This window comes from Streptomyces sp. NPDC037389 (genome assembly GCF_040636475.1).
Lineage (GTDB): Bacteria > Actinomycetota > Actinomycetes > Streptomycetales > Streptomycetaceae > Streptomyces > Streptomyces hesseae.
Genome location: NZ_JBEZUS010000030.1, coordinates 1 through 19,329, shown reverse-complemented (window position 1 = coordinate 19,329; position 19,329 = coordinate 1). Strand labels below are relative to the sequence as shown.

18 protein-coding genes are annotated in these 19,329 nt (G+C 74.4%); 13 read left to right on the top strand and 5 right to left on the bottom strand.

Going from position 1 to position 19,329, the window contains the following annotated elements; genetic code table 11:
* Positions 1-246 precede the first annotated feature (246 nt).
* Positions 247-1,089 (top strand): hypothetical protein, encoded by an 843-nt coding sequence (locus tag AB0E98_RS33275; RefSeq protein ID WP_361710187.1) that lies wholly within the window; start codon positions 247-249, stop codon positions 1,087-1,089.
* Positions 1,090-1,178: 89 nt separating this feature from the next.
* Here AB0E98_RS33275 and AB0E98_RS33270 read toward each other — a convergent pair whose 3' ends face one another.
* Positions 1,179-2,477: a DUF1015 domain-containing protein gene (locus AB0E98_RS33270; protein ID WP_361710180.1), complete on the bottom strand. Its 1,299-nt coding sequence runs from the start codon at positions 2,475-2,477 to the stop codon at positions 1,179-1,181.
* A 76-nt stretch (positions 2,478-2,553) separates the two neighbouring features.
* Here AB0E98_RS33270 and AB0E98_RS33265 point away from each other — a divergent pair, with 76 nt between their 5' ends.
* The gene (locus AB0E98_RS33265) at positions 2,554-3,585 is read left to right on the top strand and encodes an HAD hydrolase-like protein (protein WP_361710178.1); all 1,032 of its coding nucleotides are present in this window, start codon (positions 2,554-2,556) and stop codon (positions 3,583-3,585) included.
* Positions 3,586-3,620: 35 nt separating this feature from the next.
* Here AB0E98_RS33265 and AB0E98_RS33260 read toward each other — a convergent pair whose 3' ends face one another.
* Together AB0E98_RS33260 and AB0E98_RS33255 are read right to left on the bottom strand one after the other, a co-directional pair.
* Positions 3,621-4,463, bottom strand: coding sequence for a siderophore-interacting protein (locus AB0E98_RS33260; protein WP_361710176.1), 843 nt, complete (start codon positions 4,461-4,463; stop codon positions 3,621-3,623).
* A gap of 47 nt (positions 4,464-4,510) precedes the next feature.
* Positions 4,511-5,554, bottom strand: coding sequence for an ABC transporter substrate-binding protein (locus AB0E98_RS33255; protein ID WP_361710173.1), 1,044 nt, complete (start codon positions 5,552-5,554; stop codon positions 4,511-4,513).
* Positions 5,555-5,710: 156 nt separating this feature from the next.
* Between AB0E98_RS33255 and AB0E98_RS33250 the strand changes: the two genes are divergently transcribed.
* From AB0E98_RS33250 to AB0E98_RS33240, 3 genes are read left to right on the top strand one after another with little or no spacing between them, the layout of a single operon-like run.
* On the top strand, positions 5,711-6,676 hold the full coding sequence (locus AB0E98_RS33250) for an iron chelate uptake ABC transporter family permease subunit (RefSeq protein WP_361710186.1): 966 nt from the start codon (positions 5,711-5,713) through the stop codon (positions 6,674-6,676).
* Positions 6,673-7,728 (top strand): iron chelate uptake ABC transporter family permease subunit, encoded by a 1,056-nt coding sequence (locus AB0E98_RS33245; RefSeq protein ID WP_361710171.1) that lies wholly within the window; start codon positions 6,673-6,675, stop codon positions 7,726-7,728. The genes AB0E98_RS33250 and AB0E98_RS33245 overlap by 4 nt, the downstream gene beginning before the upstream one ends.
* A 26-nt stretch (positions 7,729-7,754) precedes the next feature.
* Positions 7,755-8,630, top strand: coding sequence for an ABC transporter ATP-binding protein (locus AB0E98_RS33240; protein WP_361710168.1), 876 nt, complete (start codon positions 7,755-7,757; stop codon positions 8,628-8,630).
* On the opposite strand, the gene AB0E98_RS33235 is transcribed toward AB0E98_RS33240, so the two are convergent.
* On the bottom strand, positions 8,578-8,925 hold the full coding sequence (locus AB0E98_RS33235; RefSeq protein ID WP_361710166.1) for a sterol-binding protein: 348 nt from the start codon (positions 8,923-8,925) through the stop codon (positions 8,578-8,580). The two genes, AB0E98_RS33240 and AB0E98_RS33235, sit on opposite strands and share 53 nt — an antisense overlap.
* A 69-nt stretch (positions 8,926-8,994) precedes the next feature.
* Here AB0E98_RS33235 and AB0E98_RS33230 point away from each other — a divergent pair, with 69 nt between their 5' ends.
* From AB0E98_RS33230 to AB0E98_RS33200, 7 genes are all read left to right on the top strand, one after another.
* On the top strand, positions 8,995-9,276 hold the full coding sequence (locus AB0E98_RS33230) for a hypothetical protein (protein WP_361710163.1): 282 nt from the start codon (positions 8,995-8,997) through the stop codon (positions 9,274-9,276).
* A 13-nt stretch (positions 9,277-9,289) separates the two neighbouring features.
* Entirely contained in the window at positions 9,290-10,096 is an 807-nt protein-coding gene (locus AB0E98_RS33225; RefSeq protein WP_311616529.1) for a TlyA family RNA methyltransferase, read from the top strand.
* Positions 10,093-11,013 (top strand): NAD kinase, encoded by a 921-nt coding sequence (locus AB0E98_RS33220; RefSeq protein ID WP_361710160.1) that lies wholly within the window; start codon positions 10,093-10,095, stop codon positions 11,011-11,013. The genes AB0E98_RS33225 and AB0E98_RS33220 overlap by 4 nt, the downstream gene beginning before the upstream one ends.
* 460 nt (positions 11,014-11,473) lie before the next feature.
* A complete protein-coding gene (gene recN, locus AB0E98_RS33215) occupies positions 11,474-13,225 on the top strand; it encodes a DNA repair protein RecN (RefSeq protein WP_361710157.1) in 1,752 nt (583 codons plus the stop codon).
* A gap of 51 nt (positions 13,226-13,276) precedes the next feature.
* Positions 13,277-14,095, top strand: coding sequence for a hypothetical protein (locus AB0E98_RS33210; RefSeq protein WP_361710154.1), 819 nt, complete (start codon positions 13,277-13,279; stop codon positions 14,093-14,095).
* Positions 14,092-14,838: a hypothetical protein gene (locus tag AB0E98_RS33205; protein ID WP_361710151.1), complete on the top strand. Its 747-nt coding sequence runs from the start codon at positions 14,092-14,094 to the stop codon at positions 14,836-14,838. Before AB0E98_RS33210 ends, AB0E98_RS33205 begins: the two co-directional genes overlap by 4 nt.
* A gap of 135 nt (positions 14,839-14,973) precedes the next feature.
* Positions 14,974-16,104: a glycosyltransferase family 4 protein gene (locus AB0E98_RS33200; protein ID WP_361710148.1), complete on the top strand. Its 1,131-nt coding sequence runs from the start codon at positions 14,974-14,976 to the stop codon at positions 16,102-16,104.
* Positions 16,105-16,156: 52 nt separating this feature from the next.
* Here AB0E98_RS33200 and AB0E98_RS33195 read toward each other — a convergent pair whose 3' ends face one another.
* Positions 16,157-17,794 (bottom strand): PucR family transcriptional regulator ligand-binding domain-containing protein, encoded by a 1,638-nt coding sequence (locus tag AB0E98_RS33195; protein WP_361710145.1) that lies wholly within the window; start codon positions 17,792-17,794, stop codon positions 16,157-16,159.
* 53 nt (positions 17,795-17,847) lie between these two features.
* Here AB0E98_RS33195 and AB0E98_RS33190 point away from each other — a divergent pair, with 53 nt between their 5' ends.
* The gene (locus AB0E98_RS33190; RefSeq protein WP_361710142.1) at positions 17,848-19,161 is read left to right on the top strand and encodes an MFS transporter; all 1,314 of its coding nucleotides are present in this window, start codon (positions 17,848-17,850) and stop codon (positions 19,159-19,161) included.
* Positions 19,162-19,329 lie beyond the last annotated feature (168 nt).

Sequence of the window (19,329 nt, the reverse complement as noted above, 5' to 3'; positions counted from 1 at the left end):
TACGACCGCCGTGATGACCGTGGTCCCCGTCGTGACGACGACCGCGGTGGCTTCCGCCGTGACGACCGTGGCGGCCCCCGTCGTTCCTTCCGTGACGACCGCCCGGGCGGTGGCTACCGCGGCCGCGACGAGCGTTCCGGTGGCTACGGTCGCCGTGACGACCGGGACCGGGACCGTGGTGACCGCGAGCCGGTGAAGCGGCTGCCGATCCCGGAGGACGTGACCGGCGACGAGATCGACGCCGACGTGCGGCAGGAGCTGATGAGCCTGCCCAAGACGCTCGCGCTCGACGTTGCCCGCAACCTCGTCATGGTCGCGAAGCTGCTGGACGAGGAGCCGGAGCAGGCGTACGAGTACTCGCGCATCGCCCTGCGGCTCGCCTCCCGTGTCGCCGCCGTGCGCGAGGCCGCCGGCTTCGCCTCGTACGCGACCGGCAACTACTCCGAGGCCCTCGCCGAGTTCCGCGCCGCGCGCCGGATGACCGGTTCGGTCGAGCTGTGGCCGATCATGGCCGACTGCGAGCGTGGCATGGGCCGCCCGGAGCGTGCCCTGGCCATGGCCGGCGAGCCCGAGGTGCAGAGGCTGGACAAGGCGGGCCAGGTCGAGATGCGCCTGGTCGCCGCCGGTGCCCGCAAGGACATGGGCCAGGCCGAGGCCGCCGTGGTCACGCTCCAGAGCCCCGAGCTGGCGTCGAACTCCGTCCAGCCGTGGACCGCGCGCCTGCGGTACGCCTACGCGGACGCGCTGCTCGAGGTCGGCCGTGAGAACGAGGCCCGCGAGTGGTTCGCCAAGGCCCTTGAGGCGGACCAGGGCGGCACGACCAACGCCTCCGACCGGCTCGCCGAGCTGGACGGCGTGGAGTTCACGGACGCGTTCGAGGAGGACTCGGCTGACGAGGCCGAGAGCGGCGCCGAGAGCGAGGCCGTGGCCGAGGACGCGCCCGCCGAGGACGCGCCCGCCGAGGACGCGCCCGCCGAGGACGAGGCGGTCAAGGACGAGGCCGTCAAGGACGAGGCCGAGACCGAGGTCAAGGACGAGGCGGCCGAGCCCGCCGAGGCCAAGGACGAGGAGTCCGGCAGCCAGGGCTGATCCCTGACGTGACCGACATGGAGGGCGGCACCCCGATCCCGGGGTGCCGCCCTCCACGCGTATCCGGCGTCCGCCTTATCCGCTGTCCCTCAGTTCAGGGCCAGGCTCCGCAGCACCAGACCCGTCGCCGGCTTGGGGCCGAACGACGTCGACTTGCGCGGCATCGTCACGCCCTGTTCGGCGAGCTCGCGCACGACGTCCTCGTGGACGGGGTGCATCAGCACGGCCGTCCCTTCATGGCGCACGGCCTGCCGGACGGCCGCCGTCGTGTCGTGGATGTAGCCGATGTGCTCCGGGTCGTCCGGCACCTTCCAGATGTGCTCCAGCAGCAGCGAGTGGAGCACCGTCGCGTCCAGCTCGCGCCAGGCCCGGGGCCGGTCGGCGGGGACGGTCCGGGCCAGCAGGGCCGGGTCCGGGCGGTCCAGGAGGTGGAAGCGGCCGTCGCCGGCGAGCACGAAGGCGTTGCCCGGTTCGGTGGCGGCCTCCGCGAGGGCCGTGAGGCTTTCCTCCAGCGGGCCGTCGATCGTACGGACGCGGAAGGAGCCGCCCAGCGCCTCCAGGGCCGTACGGACGGGGAGCTTGTGCAGCAGCCGGTGGATGGCCCGTACGCGCAGCGGGTAGCGGGCGGTGTCCACGAGGAGGACGAGGCCGAAGTCCCAGGGTCCGCCCGCGGGGTGCTCGGAGCGCAGCCGCAGATAGGTGGCCCAGCGGTGGTGGCCGTCGGCGATCAGGGCGTGCCGACGGGAGAGGTCCTCGTCGATCCGGGCGAGGTCCTGGGCGTCGGTGATCGACCAGAGGCGGTGGGCGAAGCCGTCGTCGGTCGTGGTGGAGAACAGGGGGTCCGTGAGGATCACCCGGTCGATGACGGCCGCCGCGCCCTCGTCACCGTCGCCGTCGCCCCGGTAGGAGAAGAGCAGGGGCTCCAGGTTGGCGGCGGTGTCGCGCATCAGCGCGGCGCGGTCCTCGACGATGTGCGGCATGACGTCCTCGTGGGGGAGGACGATGCCTTCCTCGCGCGGGGTGAGCCGCAGGGCGCCGATGAGGCCTCGCTGGAGTATGCCCTCGCCGCGCTGCTCGTAGACGTAGAGCGCGGGCTCGGGGTCGGGGGCGAGCACCTGCTCGTCCTGCCAGCGGCGCAGGGTCTCCGCGGCCTGGCGGTGCCGGTCGGCGGCGGTGGCGGCCTGGGGGAGGATGAGCCGGACGATGTTGTACGGGTCCGCGGTCTCCAGGTGACGCAGGCCGTCGGGCCGGACGACCACGTCGTACGGCGGGGAGGTCACCGCCGCGAGACTGCCCACCCTTTCGGGGACGTAACGCAGTCCTCGGAAGGGAGCGAGCCGGAGCCCGCGTCCTGCGGATTCGCCGGTGACGTGGCCTGGAGTGCTCATTGTGAAATGTTATGTCCCAGGGTCGGATCGGCAATGATCCGGGAAGAGACATGCAGCACAGAGGAGCGATCACAGCATGAACGACAGTGTCCGGACCCGGCCCGACGGCAGCGAGCGGCCGCTGAGCGCGGCCTATGACACGGCCCTGCTGGACCTCGACGGCGTGGTCTACGCCGGTGGTGAGGCGATCGCGTACGCGGTGGAGTCGCTGGGCACGGCGCGGGACGGCGGGATGCACCTCGCGTACGTGACGAACAACGCGGCGCGGACGCCGGAGACCGTGGCCGGGCATCTGACGGAGCTGGGCGTTCCGGCGGCGCCGGGTGATGTGATCACCTCGGCGCAGGCGGTGGCGCGGCTGATGTCCGATCAGTTGCCTTCCGGGGCACGGGTGTTGGTGATCGGCTCGGAGGGGTTGTGGGTAGCGCTGCGGGAGCGCGGGCTGGTGCCGGTGGAGTCGCTGGACGACGATCCGGCGGCCGTCGTGCAGGGGTACGGCGGGCCGGACATGCCGTGGTCGCGGCTGATGGAGGCGTCGTACGCGGTGGCGCGGGGGCTGCCGTGGTTCGCCTCGAACACGGATCTGACGATTCCGAGCGCGCGCGGCATCGCGCCGGGCAACGGCTCCGCCGTGGAGGTCGTACGGATAGCCACGGGGGCGGATCCGCAGGTGGCGGGGAAGCCGCTGCCGCCGATGCACCGCGAGACGATTCTGCGGACCGGGGCGGAGCGGCCGCTGGTGGTCGGCGACCGGCTCGACACGGACATCGAGGGCGCGTTCGCCGGGGGCGTGGACTCGCTGCTCGTACTGACCGGGGTCACGACGGCCGCGCGGCTTCTCGCGGCGCGGCCGGAGCACCGGCCGACGTTCGTGGCGGAGGATCTGCGGGGGCTGCTGGAGCCGCAGCCCCCGGTTTCCGGCTCCGCGGGTGAGGGGTTCCGCTGTGGGGGGTGGACCGCTTCGGTGGAGGACGGTGAGCTCGTGCTCGACGGGGGCGGGGAGCGGGTGGACGCGCTGCGGGCGCTTTGCGCTGCCGCGTGGAGTGCGGCGGGGGAAGGGGCTTGCGCCCTCGACGCGGGGAAGGCGCTTGCCCGCCTGGGCTGGTAGCGGGCCCTGGGGGCGAAGCCCTCGCCCCCAGGGGCTCAGCCCGTGAGTTCCGCCAGGAGGTCTTCCTCCGTGGCGCCCCGGCGCCAGTAGCCGGTGAAGGTGATCGCGCGGCGGTCGAAGCCGCGTTCGCCCACGAGGTGGCGGCGCAGGGCGCGGACGGTGCCGGATTCGCCGGCGATCCAGGCGTAGGGGGTGCCCGGGGGGAGGTCCGCGGCGCGGACGGCGTCCAGGGTGGGTGCCTCGCGGCGGGTGCCGCGGATCAGCCAGGTGATGTCCGCGTCGGCCTCCGTCTTGAGGTCCTGGACGTCGTCCGGGTGGCCGACCTCGATCCAGACGCGGGCCGGGGTGCCCGCCGGGAGCCAGGCGAGGATGCCCGCGACGGCGGGCAGGGCGGATTCGTCGGCGGTGGCCAGGACCCAGTCCGTGCCGGCGGGCGGCCGGAAGTCGACGCCGCCGTTGTCCTCGGCCACCGGGCCCAGGACGGTGACGCGGTCGCCGGGGCGGGCGGTGCGGGACCACAGCGAGGCGGGCCCGCTGTGCCCGTCGCCCTCCCCGTGCTGGACGAAGTCGACGTCGAGTTCGTCCGGGTCGTGGCGCAGTTCGCGCACGGTGTACGAGCGCATGACGGCCCGGACCGCCGGGTCCTGGCGGCGCCACTCCGCGTACCAGCCGGTGCCCAGGTCGTCCGGCAGGACGGGGGCGTCCTGGCCGGGCTGCGGCAGGAAGAGTTTGAAGCGCTGGTCGCGGCCGTCGGTGACCATGTCGCCGAGGTGGTCCCCGCCCAGGGTGACGCGGACGAGGGAGGGGCCGACCCGATCGGTCCGTATGACGTGGAGGTCGAACCAGCGGTAGGGCGGGGGAGGGGCGTCGTCGCTCATCGCGAAAAGCGGTCCTTTTCTGCGTTCGAAAGGTTCGTTCGAGAGGTTCAGGAGGTCTTCTTGGCCTTTTCGACGGCCGCGGCGAGGCCTTCGAGGAGGGGTGCGCAGCCGGCGTAGGAGAAGCGGGGCTCGCTGAGCCAGGGGGTGACCTGGCCGGCCTTGACGGCGGGGAGCCGCTCCCAGGTGGGCTTGGCGGACAGGTCCTTGGGCTGGAGGGCGGAGGTGCGGCTGTCCAGCAGGATCACGTCGGCCTTGTACTTGTCGGCGTTCTCCCAGCTGAGGCTCTCGAAGTAGCCGCCCTTGTCGGTCTTCTCGGGGACGACGAAGTCGACGCCGAGCTCGCGGAAGTACATGAGGTCGGCGTTGAGGGCCGGGTTGGAGACGTAGAACAGGTCGGCGCTGCCGGAGGCGGCCATGACCTTGACCGGGTTGCCCTTGGCGGCCTTGCGCAGGGTCTCGGCGGCCTTCTCGAAGCGGGCCTTGGCGTCCGTGACCTTCCGGTCCTTCAGGTCGGCGCCGAGGGACTCGGCCAGGGCCGCGTAGCGCTTGACGGTCTCCAGCATGGGGACGCGGGAGGCGGTGAGGGCGACACTGGGGGCGAGGGCGAGGATCTTCTTCCGGCTGTCGTCGGGCACGTACCAGAGGGCGTCCGGCTCGTACATGTTGGTGACGAGCAGGTCGGGGCGCAGCCCGGCGTACTTCTCGACGTTGAACTCGCCCCAGGCGTTGCCGAGGATCGTGAGCCTGTCGACGGCGAGGTCGCCGGCCTGCGGGTCGGGCTTGCCGTCCTTGAGCTTGGTGGGGCCGAAGACGCCGACGCATTCGACGCCGAAGTCGTGGAGGGCCGCGGCGGTGCCGGTGAAGGCGACGATACGCCGCGGGGTGCGGTCCTTCCTGACGGTCTGTCCGCGGTCGTCCTTGAAGCTCCAGGCGCCCTTCTTGTCGCCGCCCTGTCCGGCGTCCTTCGCGGAGTCCGATGATCCGCCACCCCCGCAGGCGGTGACGAGGGCGCCGAGGCCGAGGGCGCCGCCCGTGGCCAGCAGACCTCGGCGGGAGAGGTGAGAGAGGTGGGGGAAGCGGGGGATGCTCATGGGGTGGTGCTCTCTCCGTGGGGATCAAGGGGTGTGAGGGTAGGCTAACCTAACCTGGTGTTGGTCGACGCTGCCCCTCAATCCGGTACCGCCCCCCGAAGCACCGCCGCCCCCGAGGCCGTACCGCCCAGGAGGGGCGCCCGGCGCCTCGCCGGACTGGTCGTCTCGACGGGCGTGCTCCTGCTGGTCGTCGTCGCGTCCCTGGCCGTCGGCGCCAAGCAGATCCCCGTCGACCAGGTCTGGCACGGGCTGTTCCACTACACCGGCGACGGGACCGACGTGATCGTCCGCGACGTCCGCGTCCCCCGCACCGTCCTCGGGCTCCTCGTCGGCGCCGGACTCGGCCTCGCCGGCACGGTGATGCAGGCCCTCACCCGCAACCCCCTCGCCGACCCCGGTCTGTTCGGCATCAACGCCGGGGCCGCGGCAGCCGTCGTCTCCGGCGTCAGCTTCCTCGGCGTCACCTCGCTGACCGGCTATGTGTGGTTCGCCTTCCTGGGCGCCGCCGCCGTCTCCGTCGTCGTGTACGCGCTGGGCGGCAGCCGGGGCGCCACGCCCGTACGCCTCGCCCTGGCCGGCACCGCCGTGACGGCCGCCCTCAACGGCTACGTCTACGCGGTGCAGCTGATGGACACCGCGGCCCTGGACCGGATGCGCTTCTGGACGGTCGGCTCCCTGGCCTCGGCCAACGACACCGTCGTCCGGCAGGTCGCGCCCTTCATCGCCGTCGGCGTCGTGCTCGCCCTGCTGCTGGCACGGCCGCTCAACGCCATGGCCCTCGGCGACGACCAGGCCCGCGCCCTGGGCACCCGGCTGACCGCGACCCGCGTCCTCGCCCTGCTCACCGTCACCCTCCTGTGCGGCGCGGCCACCGCCGCCTGCGGGCCCGTCGTCTTCATCGGCCTGATGGTGCCGCACGCCGTCCGCTCCTTCACCGGCCCCGACCTGCGCTGGGTCCTGCCCTACGCGGCCGTCCTCGCACCCGTGCTGCTCCTCGGCTCGGACATCGCCGGCCGGATCCTCACCCGCCCCTCCGAACTCCAGGTCGGCATCGTCACCGCGCTGATCGGCGGGCCCGTCTTCATCCACCTCGTACGCCGCCGGAGGATGGCCCAGCTGTGAACGTTCCCGAACCTCTCCGGGCCGTACGAGTCCTGCGCACCCGCGGCGGGCTCTCCGTACGCGTCGAGCCGCGCGCCGCGCTCGTCGTGCCCCTGCTGGTGGCCGCCGCGCTCGCCGCCTCCGTCGCCCTCATCGGCACCGGCGACTACCCCATGTCCTTCGCCGACGTCCTCCGCACCCTCACGGGCGGCGGGACCGACGCGCAGGAGTTCATCGTCCACGACCTGCGCCTGCCGCGCGTCCTGGTCGGCCTCCTGGCCGGCACCGCCCTCGGACTGGCCGGCGCCGTCTTCCAGTCGGTCTCCCGCAACCCGCTGGGCAGCCCCGACGTGATCGGCCTCGGCCAGGGCTCCACCGTGGGCGCGCTCACCGTCATCGTCCTCCTCCACGGCGACCCCACGGCCGTAGCCGCCGGAGCCGTCACCGGCGGGCTGCTCTCCGGCGCCGCGATCTACGCCCTAGCCTGGCAGCGCGGCGTGCACGGCTACCGGTTCGTCCTCGTCGGCATCGCCATGTCCGCCGTCCTCGTCGCCGTCATCGGCTATCTGCTCACCAAGGCCAACCTCACCGACGCCGCCCGCGCCACCGTCTGGATGGTCGGCTCCCTCAACGGCCGCGACTGGTCCCAGGTCTGGCCCCTGCTCGCCGTCTGCGCCGTGCTCGTCCCCGCCGTCCTCGGCCACGGGCGGAACCTGCGCATGCTGGAGATGGGCGACGACTCCGCCCACGCGCTCGGCGTGCCCGTCGAACGGACCCGGCTGGTCACCATGGGCGCCGCCGTCCTGCTGACCGCCGTCGCCACGGCCGCCGCCGGCCCCATTTCCTTCGTCGCCCTCGCCGCGCCCCAGCTGGCCCGGCGCCTCACCCGCTCACCGGGTCCCAACCTCACCGCCTCCGCCTCCACCGGCGCGGCCCTGCTGGTCACCGCCGACTGGGCCTCCCAACGCCTCTTCGGCGCGGACCAGCTGCCCGTCGGCGCCCTCACCGGCATGCTCGGCGGCTGCTATCTGCTGTGGCTGCTCCACACCGAGCGCCGGGCGGGGCGGGTATGAGCACATACGCACAAGGAGAGAAGTCCATGAGCCGGCTGTCGGCCGAATCCGTCACCCTCGCCTACGACGGGCGGGTCATCGCGGAGGACCTCTCCGTCGCCGTCCCCGACAACTCCTTCACCGTCATCGTCGGCCCCAACGCCTGCGGCAAGTCCACCCTGCTGCGCGCCCTGTCCCGGATGCTCAAGCCGCGGGCCGGCTCCGTACTGCTCGACGGCGCCGCCATCGGCTCGTACCCGGCCCGGAAGGTCGCCCGTACGCTCGGCCTGCTGCCGCAGTCCTCGGTCGCGCCCGACGGCATCACCGTCGCCGACCTCGTCGCCCGCGGCCGCCACCCCCACCAGGGGCTGCTGCGGCAGTGGTCGCCCGAGGACGAGCGGATCGTCCAGGAATCGATGGCCGCCACCGGCGTGGCCGCCCTCGCCGACCGCTACGTCGACGAACTCTCCGGCGGCCAGCGCCAGCGCGTGTGGATCGCCATGGCCCTCGCCCAGCGCACCCCGCTGCTGCTCCTCGACGAGCCGACGACCTTCCTCGACATCCAGCACCAGATCGAGATCCTCGACCTGTGTGCCGAGCTCCACGAGAACCAGGGCCGGACTCTCGTGGCTGTTCTGCACGATCTCAACCACGCCGCGCGCTACGCCACCCACCTGATCGCCATGCGCGACGGGCGCGTCGTCGCCGAGGGGGCGCCCGGCGACATCGTGACGGCCGAGCTCGTGGAGCGGGTCTTCGGGCTGCGCTGCCAGGTCATCGACGACCCGCAGACCGGTACGCCGCTCGTCGTGCCGGCGGCGCGGCGGCGGGGTGCCGGCTCGGCCTCGGGTGCGGGCGGGCCGGGCGCGGTTACAGGATCGAGCGCAGGCGCAGTACGTCCCGCAGGCCCGCCTTCAGCCTGATCCGGCCACTGGCCCAGGCACGCGCGAAATTCAGCCGTCCGTCGACCAGGGCCACCAGATCGTCCCCGGTCATCTCCAGCGCGATCTCCGCCCGCCGCTCCGGGACGCCCTCGACGCTCCGCACCTCCCTGAGGTGGCCGTCCCGGAGGTGGCCCACGAAGGTGACGTCGAGATCCGTGACATGACAGCTCAGCGAGCGGTCGGGCGCGGCGGCGGACCGGAGCTCGCCGCTCGCGCCCGAGAGGTTCTCCGCCAGCCGGTCGAGTGCGCCCAGGCACTCCTCAATCGTCGCCATCGCCATGGACGGTACCCCAGGCGGCCGGGAACGCAGGAGTAACACCCGCGACCGGGTAGCGTCGGAACCATGACCGACCCCGGGACCGACCCGACACCCCAGCCGCCGGAGCCCCAGGAGACCCAGGAGCCTTCTGAGCCCGCGCCCCTCGGCGTCGAGCGCACCCCCACCGGCGACCCCGGCGTGGACGCCCACCTGGCCCGGCTCGCGGACGCCGACCACCTCGGCGCGAGCGGACACCTGGCGGTGTACGAGGATGTACACCAGGGGCTGCGTGACGCGCTCGGCGCGCTCGACCGGCCCCCGGGGCCGCCGCACGGCCCCGCACGTCCGTACGACAACAGGAGCTGAACCGCCCGTGGCAGTGACTCGCCGCCGACTCGACGCGGAGCTGGTGCGCCGCAAGCTGGCCCGTTCCCGCGAGCACGCGAGCCAGCTGATCGCCGCCGGCCGGGTGACCGTCGGAAGGACGACGGCGACCAAGGCCGCCACCCAGGTGGAGACCGCCGCCGCCATCGTCGTCTCCCAGGACGACAGCGACCCCGACTACGTCTCGCGCGGCGGCCACAAGCTCGCCGGCGCCCTCGCCGCCTTCACCCCGCTCGGCCTGAAGGTCGAGGGCCGCCGCGCGCTCGACGCCGGCGCCTCCACCGGCGGGTTCACCGACGTGCTGCTGCGGGCCGGCGCCGCCCACGTCGTCGCCGTCGACGTCGGCTACGGACAGCTCGCCTGGTCCCTCCAGAGCGACGAGCGCGTCACCGTGAAGGACCGCACGAACGTACGCGAACTGACGCTGGAACAGATCGACGACCAGCCTGTCGATCTTGTCGTGGGCGATCTGTCCTTCATCCCGCTCGGGCTGGTGCTGCCCGCGCTCGTGCGCTGCTCCGCGCCCGACGCGGACCTGGTCCTGATGGTCAAGCCGCAGTTCGAGGTCGGCAAGGAACGCCTCGGCGCGGGTGGCGTGGTGCGCAGCGCCGACCTGCGGGCCGAGGCGGTGCGCGCGGTCGCCGGGCGCGCGGCCGAGCTGGGGCTCGGCGTACTCGGGGTTACCGCCAGCCCGCTGCCCGGGCCGTCCGGCAACGTCGAGTACTTTCTGTGGCTGCGCGCCGGTGCACCTCAACTGGACCCGGCGGACGTTGACCGTGCAGTGGCGGAGGGGCCCCGTTGACCACTTCAGAAGCACCATCCGGACGTACCGTCTTCCTGCTCGCCCACACCGGTCGCCCGGCGGCGATCCGTAGCGCGGAGCTCGTTGTTCAGGGGCTGCTGCGCTGCGGTATCGGTGTGCGGGTGCTCGCTGCGGAGGCGGCGGATCTGCCGCTGCCGGCCGCGGTGGAGCGTGTCGAGGCCGGGCCGGGCTGCGGCGACGTCCTCGCGGGCTGCGAGCTGTTGGTGGTGCTCGGCGGCGACGGCACGCTGCTGCGCGGTGCGGAGTTCGCGCGGAGCTCCGGCGTGCCCATGCTCGGTGTCAACCTCGGGCGGGTCGGCTTCCTCGCCGAGGCCGAGCGGGACGATCTCGACAAGGTCGTCGACCGTGTGGTGACCCGGGCGTACGAGGTCGAGGAGCGGATGACCCTCGATGTGCTGGTCCGTACGGACGGGCGTGTCGTGCACCGCGACTGGGCGCTCAACGAGGCGTCGGTGGAGAAGGCGGCGCGGGAGCGGCTGCTGGAGGTCGTGACCGAGGTCGACGGGCGGCCCGTCTCGCGGTTCGGCGGGGACGGGGTGGTGTGTGCCACGCCTACTGGTTCGACCGCTTATGCGTTCTCGGCCGGGGGGCCTGTTGTCTGGCCGGAGGTCGAGGCGCTGCTGATGGTGCCTATCAGCGCTCACGCTCTTTTTGCGAAGCCGCTGGTCACCGCGCCGGACTCGGTGCTGGCTGTGGAGGTGCAGCCGCAGACGCCGAACGGGGTGCTGTGGTGCGACGGGCGGCGGAGCGTGGACCTTCCGGCGGGGGCGCGGGTGGAGGTACGGCGGGGGGCGGTGCCGGTGCGGCTGGCCCGGCTGCACCACGCGTCGTTCACGGACCGGCTGGTGGCGAAGTTCGCGCTGCCGGTGGCGGGGTGGCGGGGGGCTCCGCACTAGGCCGTCTGCTCGTGGGTGGGCCGGGGGCGGGGTGTGGTGGCCGACGGAGCCCGCCCAGCCGAGCCGGGCCCGGCCCGGGCCCGCCGGTTCGAGCGTGGCCGTGGTGGGGGTCGGCTCGGTGACGTCGCCCGGCGGGCAGCCGATTCCCGTCGTCTCGTACTCGCGCATCCGCCGGCCCCCGTCCTCGACGGAGAGGACCGTGCCGTAGCCGTCCGTCCGCCACACGCCGTCGAGGGTCCCCGCGGCGGAGGCGGGCGTTCCGGAGACGGTGACGGTGGTGAGGGCGGCGGTGGAAAGGCGGAAGGCCGCGGCATGACGGCCGCGAACGCGCGTGATCATGCTTTCGGCCTGCCCTCCCAAGGGTCCCCGCCGCGTTGGGGCCGTCACCCGGACCGGTGGTGGGGACCGCCTCAGGGAGGTTGGTGGGGGAGCCCGTCGCGAGGGGGCCCCGGAACCTCGTATGGTCGTATCCGTGTTGGAGGAGATGCGGATCCGGTCCTTGGGCGTCATTGACGACGCGGTGGTCGAGCTGTCGCCCGGTTTCACGGCGGTGACCGGCGAGACCGGTGCCGGCAAGACCATGGTCGTCACCAGTCTCGGGCTGCTGCTCGGCGGGCGCGCCGATCCCGCGCTGGTGCGGATGGGCGCCAAGGCGGCCGTGGTCGAGGGGCGGCTCGCCCTCGACGGCCGGTCGCCCGTGGCCGTACGGGCCGAGGAGGCAGGCGCCGAGCTGGACGACGGGACGCTGCTCGTCAGCCGTACCCTCTCCGCCGAGGGACGGTCGCGTGCCCATCTGGGCGGGCGGAGCGTGCCCGTGGGGCTGCTGGGCGAGCTGGCCGACGACCTGGTGGCGGTGCACGGGCAGACCGACCAGCAGGGGCTGCTGCGGCCCGCCCGGCAGCGGCAGGCCCTCGACCGGTACGCCGGTGACGCGGTCGCCGCGCCGCTGGCCAAGTACGCGGACGCCTACCGGCGGCTGCGGGCCGTCGCCGCCGGGCTGGGCGAGCTCACCGAGCGCGCGCGGGAGCGCGCCCAGGAGGCCGACCTGCTGCGCTTCGGCCTCGACGAGGTCGCCGCGACCGAGCCCCTGCCCGGCGAGGACACCGAGCTCTACGCCGAGGCCGAGCGGCTCGGCCACGCCGAGTCCCTCGCCTCCGCCGCCACCGCCGGGCACGCCGCGCTCGCGGGCGACCCCGAGGACCCCGAGGGCGTCGACGCCGGCACCCTCGTCGCGGGCGCCCACCGGGCCCTCGCCGCCGTGCGCTCCCACGACCCGGCCCTCGCGGCGCTCACCGACCGGCTCGGCGAGGTCGGCATCCTCCTCGCCGACGTGGCGGGCGAGCTCGCCTCGTACGCCTCCGGCCTGGACGCCGACCCCCGTCGCCTCGCCGCCGTGGAGGAGCGCCGCGCCTCCCTCGCCCACCTCACCCGCAAGTACGGCGAGGACATCGCGGGAGTCCTGGCCTGGGCCGAGACGAGCGCCGCCCGGCTCGCCGAACTCGACGGTGACGACGACCGCATCGGCGAGCTCGCCGCCGAGCGCGACGCGCTCCGCGGCGAACTCGGCGGGCTCGCCCAGGAGCTGACCGACGCCCGTACCGAGGCGGCGAAGCGATTCGCCGACGCGGTCACCGCCGAGCTCGCCTCGCTCGCCATGCCGCACGCCCGGGTGACCTTCGCCATCCGGCAGAACGAGACGGCCGATCCCGGCTCCGGCGTCGAGGTCGGCGGCCGCGCCGTCACCTTCGGCCCGCACGGCGCCGACGACGTCGAGCTGCTCCTCGCCCCCCACCCCGGCGCCCAGCCGCGCCCCATCGCCAAGGGCGCCTCGGGCGGTGAGCTCTCCCGGGTGATGCTCGCCGTCGAGGTCGTCTTCGCGGGCTCCGACCCCGTGCCGACGTACCTCTTCGACGAGGTCGACGCCGGAGTCGGCGGCAAGGCCGCCGTCGAGGTCGGCCGGCGGCTGGCCAAGCTGGCGCGCACCGCCCAGGTCGTGGTCGTCACCCACCTGCCGCAGGTGGCCGCGTTCGCCGACCGCCACCTCGTCGTGGAGAAGACCCACGACGGCGCCGTCACCCGCAGCGGGGTGAAGGCCATGGAGGGCGAGGACCGCATCCGCGAGCTCTCCCGGATGCTGGCCGGCCAGGAGGACTCCCAGCTGGCCCGGGCGCACGCGGAGGAACTGCTCCAGGCGGCCCGAGCGGGAAGCTGAGCACGGGGGCCGGGTAGGTTGGGGCGGGCCAGAACGATCTTCAGGAGCGCCATGACTGCCCGGCCCCGCGTCCTCTATGTCACCGACCTCGCCTACGAGGCCAAGGGGCGGCGGTACTGCGACGAGGACATTCACCTCACCTCCCGGCTCCGCGCGGACTTCGACATCGCGCTGTGCCACCCCGGGGAAGCCGTCGCCCTGATGGACGCCTTCGACGCGGTCGTCGTCCGCAACAGCGGACCCGTGCTGACCCACCAGGAGCAGTACGACGCCTTCCGCGCCCGCGCCCTGGAGACCGGCAAGCCCGTCCACAACCAGCTGACCGGCAAGGCCGACATGCTCGGCAAGCAGTACCTGCTCGACCTCACCGCCGCCGGGTACCCGGTCATCCCCACCGTCGACCGCGCCGAGGACCTCCACCGCCTCCCCGAGGCCGCCGGGTACGTGCTCAAGCCCAAGGCGGGCGCGGACTCCATAGGGCTGCGCTTCGTCCCCCGCGTCGAGTCCGCCGACCTGACCGGCGAGGTCCTCGCCCAGCCGCGCGTCGACTTCCGCTACGAGGTGTCGTTCTACTTCGTCGACCACGACTTCCAGTACGCCCTCCACGCACCCCGCCCCGACCGCCGGTGGGCCCTGGAGCGCTACGAGCCCACGGCCGAGGACCTGGACTTCGCCCAGCGCTTCATCGCCTGGAACGACATCGAGCACGGCATCCAGCGCGTGGACGCCTGCCGCACGCCGGAAGGCGGCCTCCTCCTGGTCGAGCTGGAGGACCTCAACCCCTACCTCTCCCTGGACCTCCTCGACGACGCGACCCGCGACGCCTTCGTCGACCGGTTCAAGAAGTCCCTCCACGGCCTCCTCTCATGAAGAAGACACTGACCACGGCCGCCGCGGTGGCCCGTGGAACGTACGAGGCACTGCGCCGCGCCCGCCCCGGCGGGGACACCCTGTGGAACCGGACGAACCACGTCGGCCGCACCGTCACCCTCTGCGCCGGACCGGCGGCCGCGCTCGGCACGGCGACGGCCATCGCCTCCGCCCGCGCCCTGCCCGCCCGGCACCGGTGGGCAGGCGCGCTGACCGTGCTGACGGCCGGGGCCTGCGGGGCCTACGACGACGTCGCGGGGGACGGCCGGCGCGGCTTCCGGGCCCATCTCTCGGCGCTGCGCCGGGGCGAGGTCACCAGCGGCGCGGTCAAACTCCTCGGCATCGGCGCGGCGGGTCTCGCCGCCGGGGCCGTGCTCAAGGAACGGCCCCTCGACCGGCTGCTGGCCGCAGTGGTGATCGCCGGATCCGCCCACGCGGTCAACCTGCTGGACGTCCGTCCCGCCCGGGCCGCGGGCGCGGTGCTGGCGCTCGGCGCGGGCGGGCTGCTGCGCGGCGGCAACGGCGCGGCCCTGGCCGCCGCCCCCGTGGGCGCGGCGGCGGCCCTGCTGGCCGACGACGCCGCCGGACGCACGATGCTGGGCGACACTGGCGCGCACGCGCTCGGCGCGGGGCTGGGCCTGGCGGTCGTGGGCGCCAACGGCCGTACGGGGCTGGCCCTCCACGCCGTCGTACTGGTGGCCGCGACCATCGCCGCCGACGCACGGAATCCCCAAAGCGGGTGAATCCGGGGCTCTACGGGCGAGGTGGGACGGGCCGACCTCGTGCCAGTGGTGCCGGGACACGGGCGGGTGCTGGCATCCTGGCCTGAGCACCTCGCCGTACGCCCCGCCCGACGTCGACCCAGGAGCTTCCCCCGCGTGAGCAGTACACCCGTTCCCTCGCACGGGCGGCCGCCGCTGCACGCCGTTCAGGTCCTGGGCGGCGGGAGCTCGGGGAGCGGGGCACATGTGCGGTCGCTGGCGGGCGGGCTGGTGGCACGAGGCCTGCGCGTGACGGTGTGCGGGCCGTCGGCGACGGGGGAACGCTACGGGTTCACCGGCTCCGGGGCGGCCTTCTCCCCGCTCAACCCGGAGGCGAGCGCCCAGGCGGTGGCGGGCATCCGCGCCGCGAGCGAGGGCGCCGACGTGGTCCACGCGCACGGGCTGCGCTCCGGGACGCTCGCGGCGCTGGCACTGCGCGGGCGGACCGTGCCGCTGGTGGTCACCTGGCACGCGCGGGCCCGCACGGAGGGGTTCCTGCTCCGGCTGATGGAGCGTCAGGCGGCGCGAGCGGCGGCCGTGCTGCTCGGCGCCACCCCCGACCTCGTCGACCGGGCCCGCCGGCGCGGCGCGCGCGACGCCCGGCTGGCACCGGTGGCGCTGCCGGCGCCGCGCAGTGCGCCACCGGCGACGGAGGACGACGACTACCTGCGCTTCAAGGCCCGCGCCGAACTGGGCGCGGTGGCTCGCCCCCTCCTCGTCACCGTCGGCCGCCTGGAGCCGGACGAGGGCCACGGCCCCCTCCTGGACGCGGCGAGGCTCTGGCGGGACCTCGACCCGGAACCCCTGCTCATCATGGCGGGCGAGGGCGGCGAACGGTCCGCTCTGCAACGGCGCATCACGGAAGAGGAACTTCCCGTGCTGCTGGTGGGGCGGCGGGACGACGTCCCCGAGCTGCTGGCGGCGGCGGACGTGGCGATCCTGCCCAGCCGCTGGGAGGGCAGCTCCCTGCTGGCGCAGGAGGCGCTGCTGAGCGGAGTCCCTTTGGTCGCCACGTCGGTGGGGGGCGTCCCCGATTTCGTCGGGGACGCGGCCGAACTCGTCCCCTACGGGGACGCGACCGCCCTCGCGGAGGCGGTCTCCCGCCTGCTGGCGGACCCACTGCGGTGCGCGAACCTTGTCGCGGCGGGGAGGGCGAGGGCGGCGGGGTGGCCGTCGGAGGACGACACGGTGGCGCATGTGCTCAGCGTGTACGACGAGCTTGTTGCCGCCGCGGTAGGGCGCCCGTAGCTTTCCGGCTGCCCGCCGTGGGGGTTTCCGCGCCTTCGGCGCGGGGTTTCGCCTACCCGTCCACCCCACCCCGCCCCCGGCCACCCACATGGTGCCGCGCCCGCAAGGCCAGCCCCACCGCCAGCGCCGTCCCCGGATCCTCCAGATCCGCTCCCAGCAACCGCCCGATCCGCCCCAGCCTGTCGTACAGCGTCTGCCGGTTCACATGCAGCTCCCGCGCCGTCTCCGCCTTCCGTCCCGCACAGGCGAGGTACGCCTCCAGCGTCGGCAGCAGCGCCGGCCGCGACACCCGGTCGTGCGCCAGCAGCGGCCCGATCACCCGGTCCACGAACGCCGCCAGCTCACCGTCCCCGCGCGACCGCAGCCGCCACAACAGCACATCGACCGCCAGATGTCGTGAGTCGTGCCACGCACGGTCCGAAGGCGAGGACGCCGCCTCCGCCGCCTCACCCGCGTGCCGCAGCTCCGCCCCCGCCGTCGCCCATGTCGCCGTCCCGCCCACGACCACCACCGGCGGCCGCAGCCCGGCCCGTGACGCTCCCGCCCGCAGCGCTGTGGCGACACGCGCGGCCACAGCGTCCCGTTCGCCTTCCTCCCGCAACCCCACCAACAGCGGAACCCGCCCCTCTGGCAGCCGGACGCCCACCAGCACCGGCACCCCCACCGCCGCCAGCTCCTTCCGTACCGCGCCCGCCAGCGCCGACCAGCCGTCGGCCGGTACGAGCTCGGTGGCCGGCCGCATCACCACCGGGAGCAGCGGCCCCGGTCCCGGCCGGAAGCCCAGGACGCGGGCCTGGGCGGGGGCGTCCGCGACCTCCAGCCGGCCCTCGGCGAGGTCGGTGAGGAAGTCGCCGCGCCCGCGCGCCGCCAGTTCCTCCTCCTGCCGGGCCTGGAGCAGGACGACCGCCAGCAGCCCGGCGGCCCGGTCCGCGGCGATCCGGTGGACGGGCGCGAGCGGCGCGTTGACGGGCGGTACGGACAGCCGGGCCCGTACCGCGCCGGGCCCGGGGCCGTGGGAGGGGCCGTTGCCGGGGACGTCCACGACGACGCTGCCGGGCAGCCCGGCGGCCGGCAGCCCGCCCCAGACCTGGAGGGGCTCGGCGGCGCCCGGCGGCGCGGGGGAGGGCCCGGCGGCGTAGAGCAGCCGGCCCTCGGGGGTCTGGAGGAAGACGGGGTTGCCGGTGAAGTCCGCGAACAGCCGCAGCACCTCGGGGACGCCGCCCCCGCCGAGCAGCACCTCCGTGCAGCGCCGGTGGACGTCCTCGGCTCGCCGCAGCAGCGCGTAGTGCTCGTTGACGAGCTCGGTGTGGATCTCCTCGGTGACCGCCACGAACGGCACCTCCCGGTGCAGCTGTACCAGCGGCAGCCCGCAGGAGCGTGCCGTGTCGACCACGGCGGCCGGAAGGGTCGGCAGGCGCGAGCCGAGCTCGACGACGAGCGCGGCGATGTCCCGTTCGGCGAGGCGCCGTACGAAGGCCCGCTGTTCGGCGGGGCGGCAGCCGAGCCCCAGACCGGTGGTGAGCAGCAGTTCGCCGCCCTTGAGCAGGTCGGCGATGTTGGGGACCTCGCCCGCGTGCGCCCAGCGCACCGGCCGGTGGAGCCGGTCGGCGGCGGCCATCACCTCGGGCAGGCCCCGGCGCAGGGCGGGCAGCTCCAGGGCACGGGCCACGGTGATGGTGTGCGGTTCCATGGCGGGAATTTATGCCACGACCGCACCGGGCACCCGCCCCTACCCTGTGCCGCATGACATCAGCCGCCGATTCCCGCTCCTCCGCCTCCCCGGGCATACCCGGCAGCCCCGGCAGACCCGACCTCGCCGCCGTCCAGCGCCACACCGTCCGCGTGCTGATGACGGCTCAGGTGGTAGCCGGGATCGGCATGGGCTCGATGCTCTCCTCGGGCGGCCTGCTGGTGGAGAACCTGACGGGTTCCCGCTCGGTGGCGGGCCTCGCCACGACGCTCACCACGCTGGGCGCCGCGCTGATGTCCGTGCCGCTGGCCGCCCTGTCCCGGGCCCGGGGACGGCGGGCCGGGCTGGGCACGGGCTGGCTGGTGGCGGCGGCCGGGGCGATGGTCGTACTGGCGGGGGCGGGGCTGCGCGCCCCGGTGCCGACGCTGCTGGGGATGCTGCTGATCGGCGCGGCCTCCGCCGCGAACCTCCAGTCCCGCTACGCGGCCACCGACCTCGCCGAGCCGGAGGCACGGGCGGGGGCGCTCTCGCTGGTCGTGTGGGCCACGACGGTGGGCAGCGTGCTGGGCCCCAACCTGAGCGGACCGGGGGAGGCGGTGGCGCGCCCGCTGGGACTGCCGGGCCCGGCGGGGACGTTCGTCTTCTCGGTGGGGGCGTTCGTCGCGGGCTGGGCGGTCATCCACAAGGGTCTCCACAGGGGTCTCCCCACGACAGCGGCGATGGCGGCGACGGCCACGACGATCACGGAATCCGCGAGAACGACCTCACCACCCCGCTTCCGCACCCGGATGCGCGCCGCGGCCGGCCATGTCCTCGCCTCGCCCGCTGCCCTGACGGGCCTGGGGGCGCTGGTCGTCGGCCATGCCGTGATGGTGTCGGTGATGACGATGACGCCGGTCCACCTCGCCCATCACGGGGCCTCGCTGAGCGTGGTCGGCCTGACGATCAGCCTCCACATCCTGGGTATGTACGGGCTGTCCCCGCTGGTGGGCCGGGCGGCGGACCGGCTGGGCCGGATACCGGTGATCCTCGCCGGTCAGGCGGTCTTCGCGGCGGCCACGGTGCTGGCGGGGACGGCGGGCGGCCGGCAGTGGCCGGTGACGGCCGGGCTGTTCCTGCTGGGAGTGGGGTGGTCGTGCGCCACGGTCGCCGGGTCGGCGCTGCTGAGCGAGTCGGTGGCGGCGGAGCACCGCTCGGAGACGCAGGGTCTGTCCGACATGCTGATGAATCTGGTGGGGGCGGCGGGGGCCGCGCTGTCCGGGGTGGTCCTGGCGGGTTACGGCTACGGCGGGCTCAACGCCGCCGCGGCGGTCCTTGTCGTCCCGGTGAGCGGGCTGGCGCTCGTCTTCGCGCTCCGGCGACGCTGAGCGCTCCGCTGCGGGCCGGTCGCGCCCCGCGGCGGCAGCCGCAAATCGACACTGCCCCGCGCCCCGCACGGGGCGCGGGGCGTCCCCGGGGTTGCGGGGGCGGTAGACCCCGAACGCGCGGGACGCCGTCAGCCGCAGAGCGGAGTGGATGAGCGGCGCGGGGCTGTA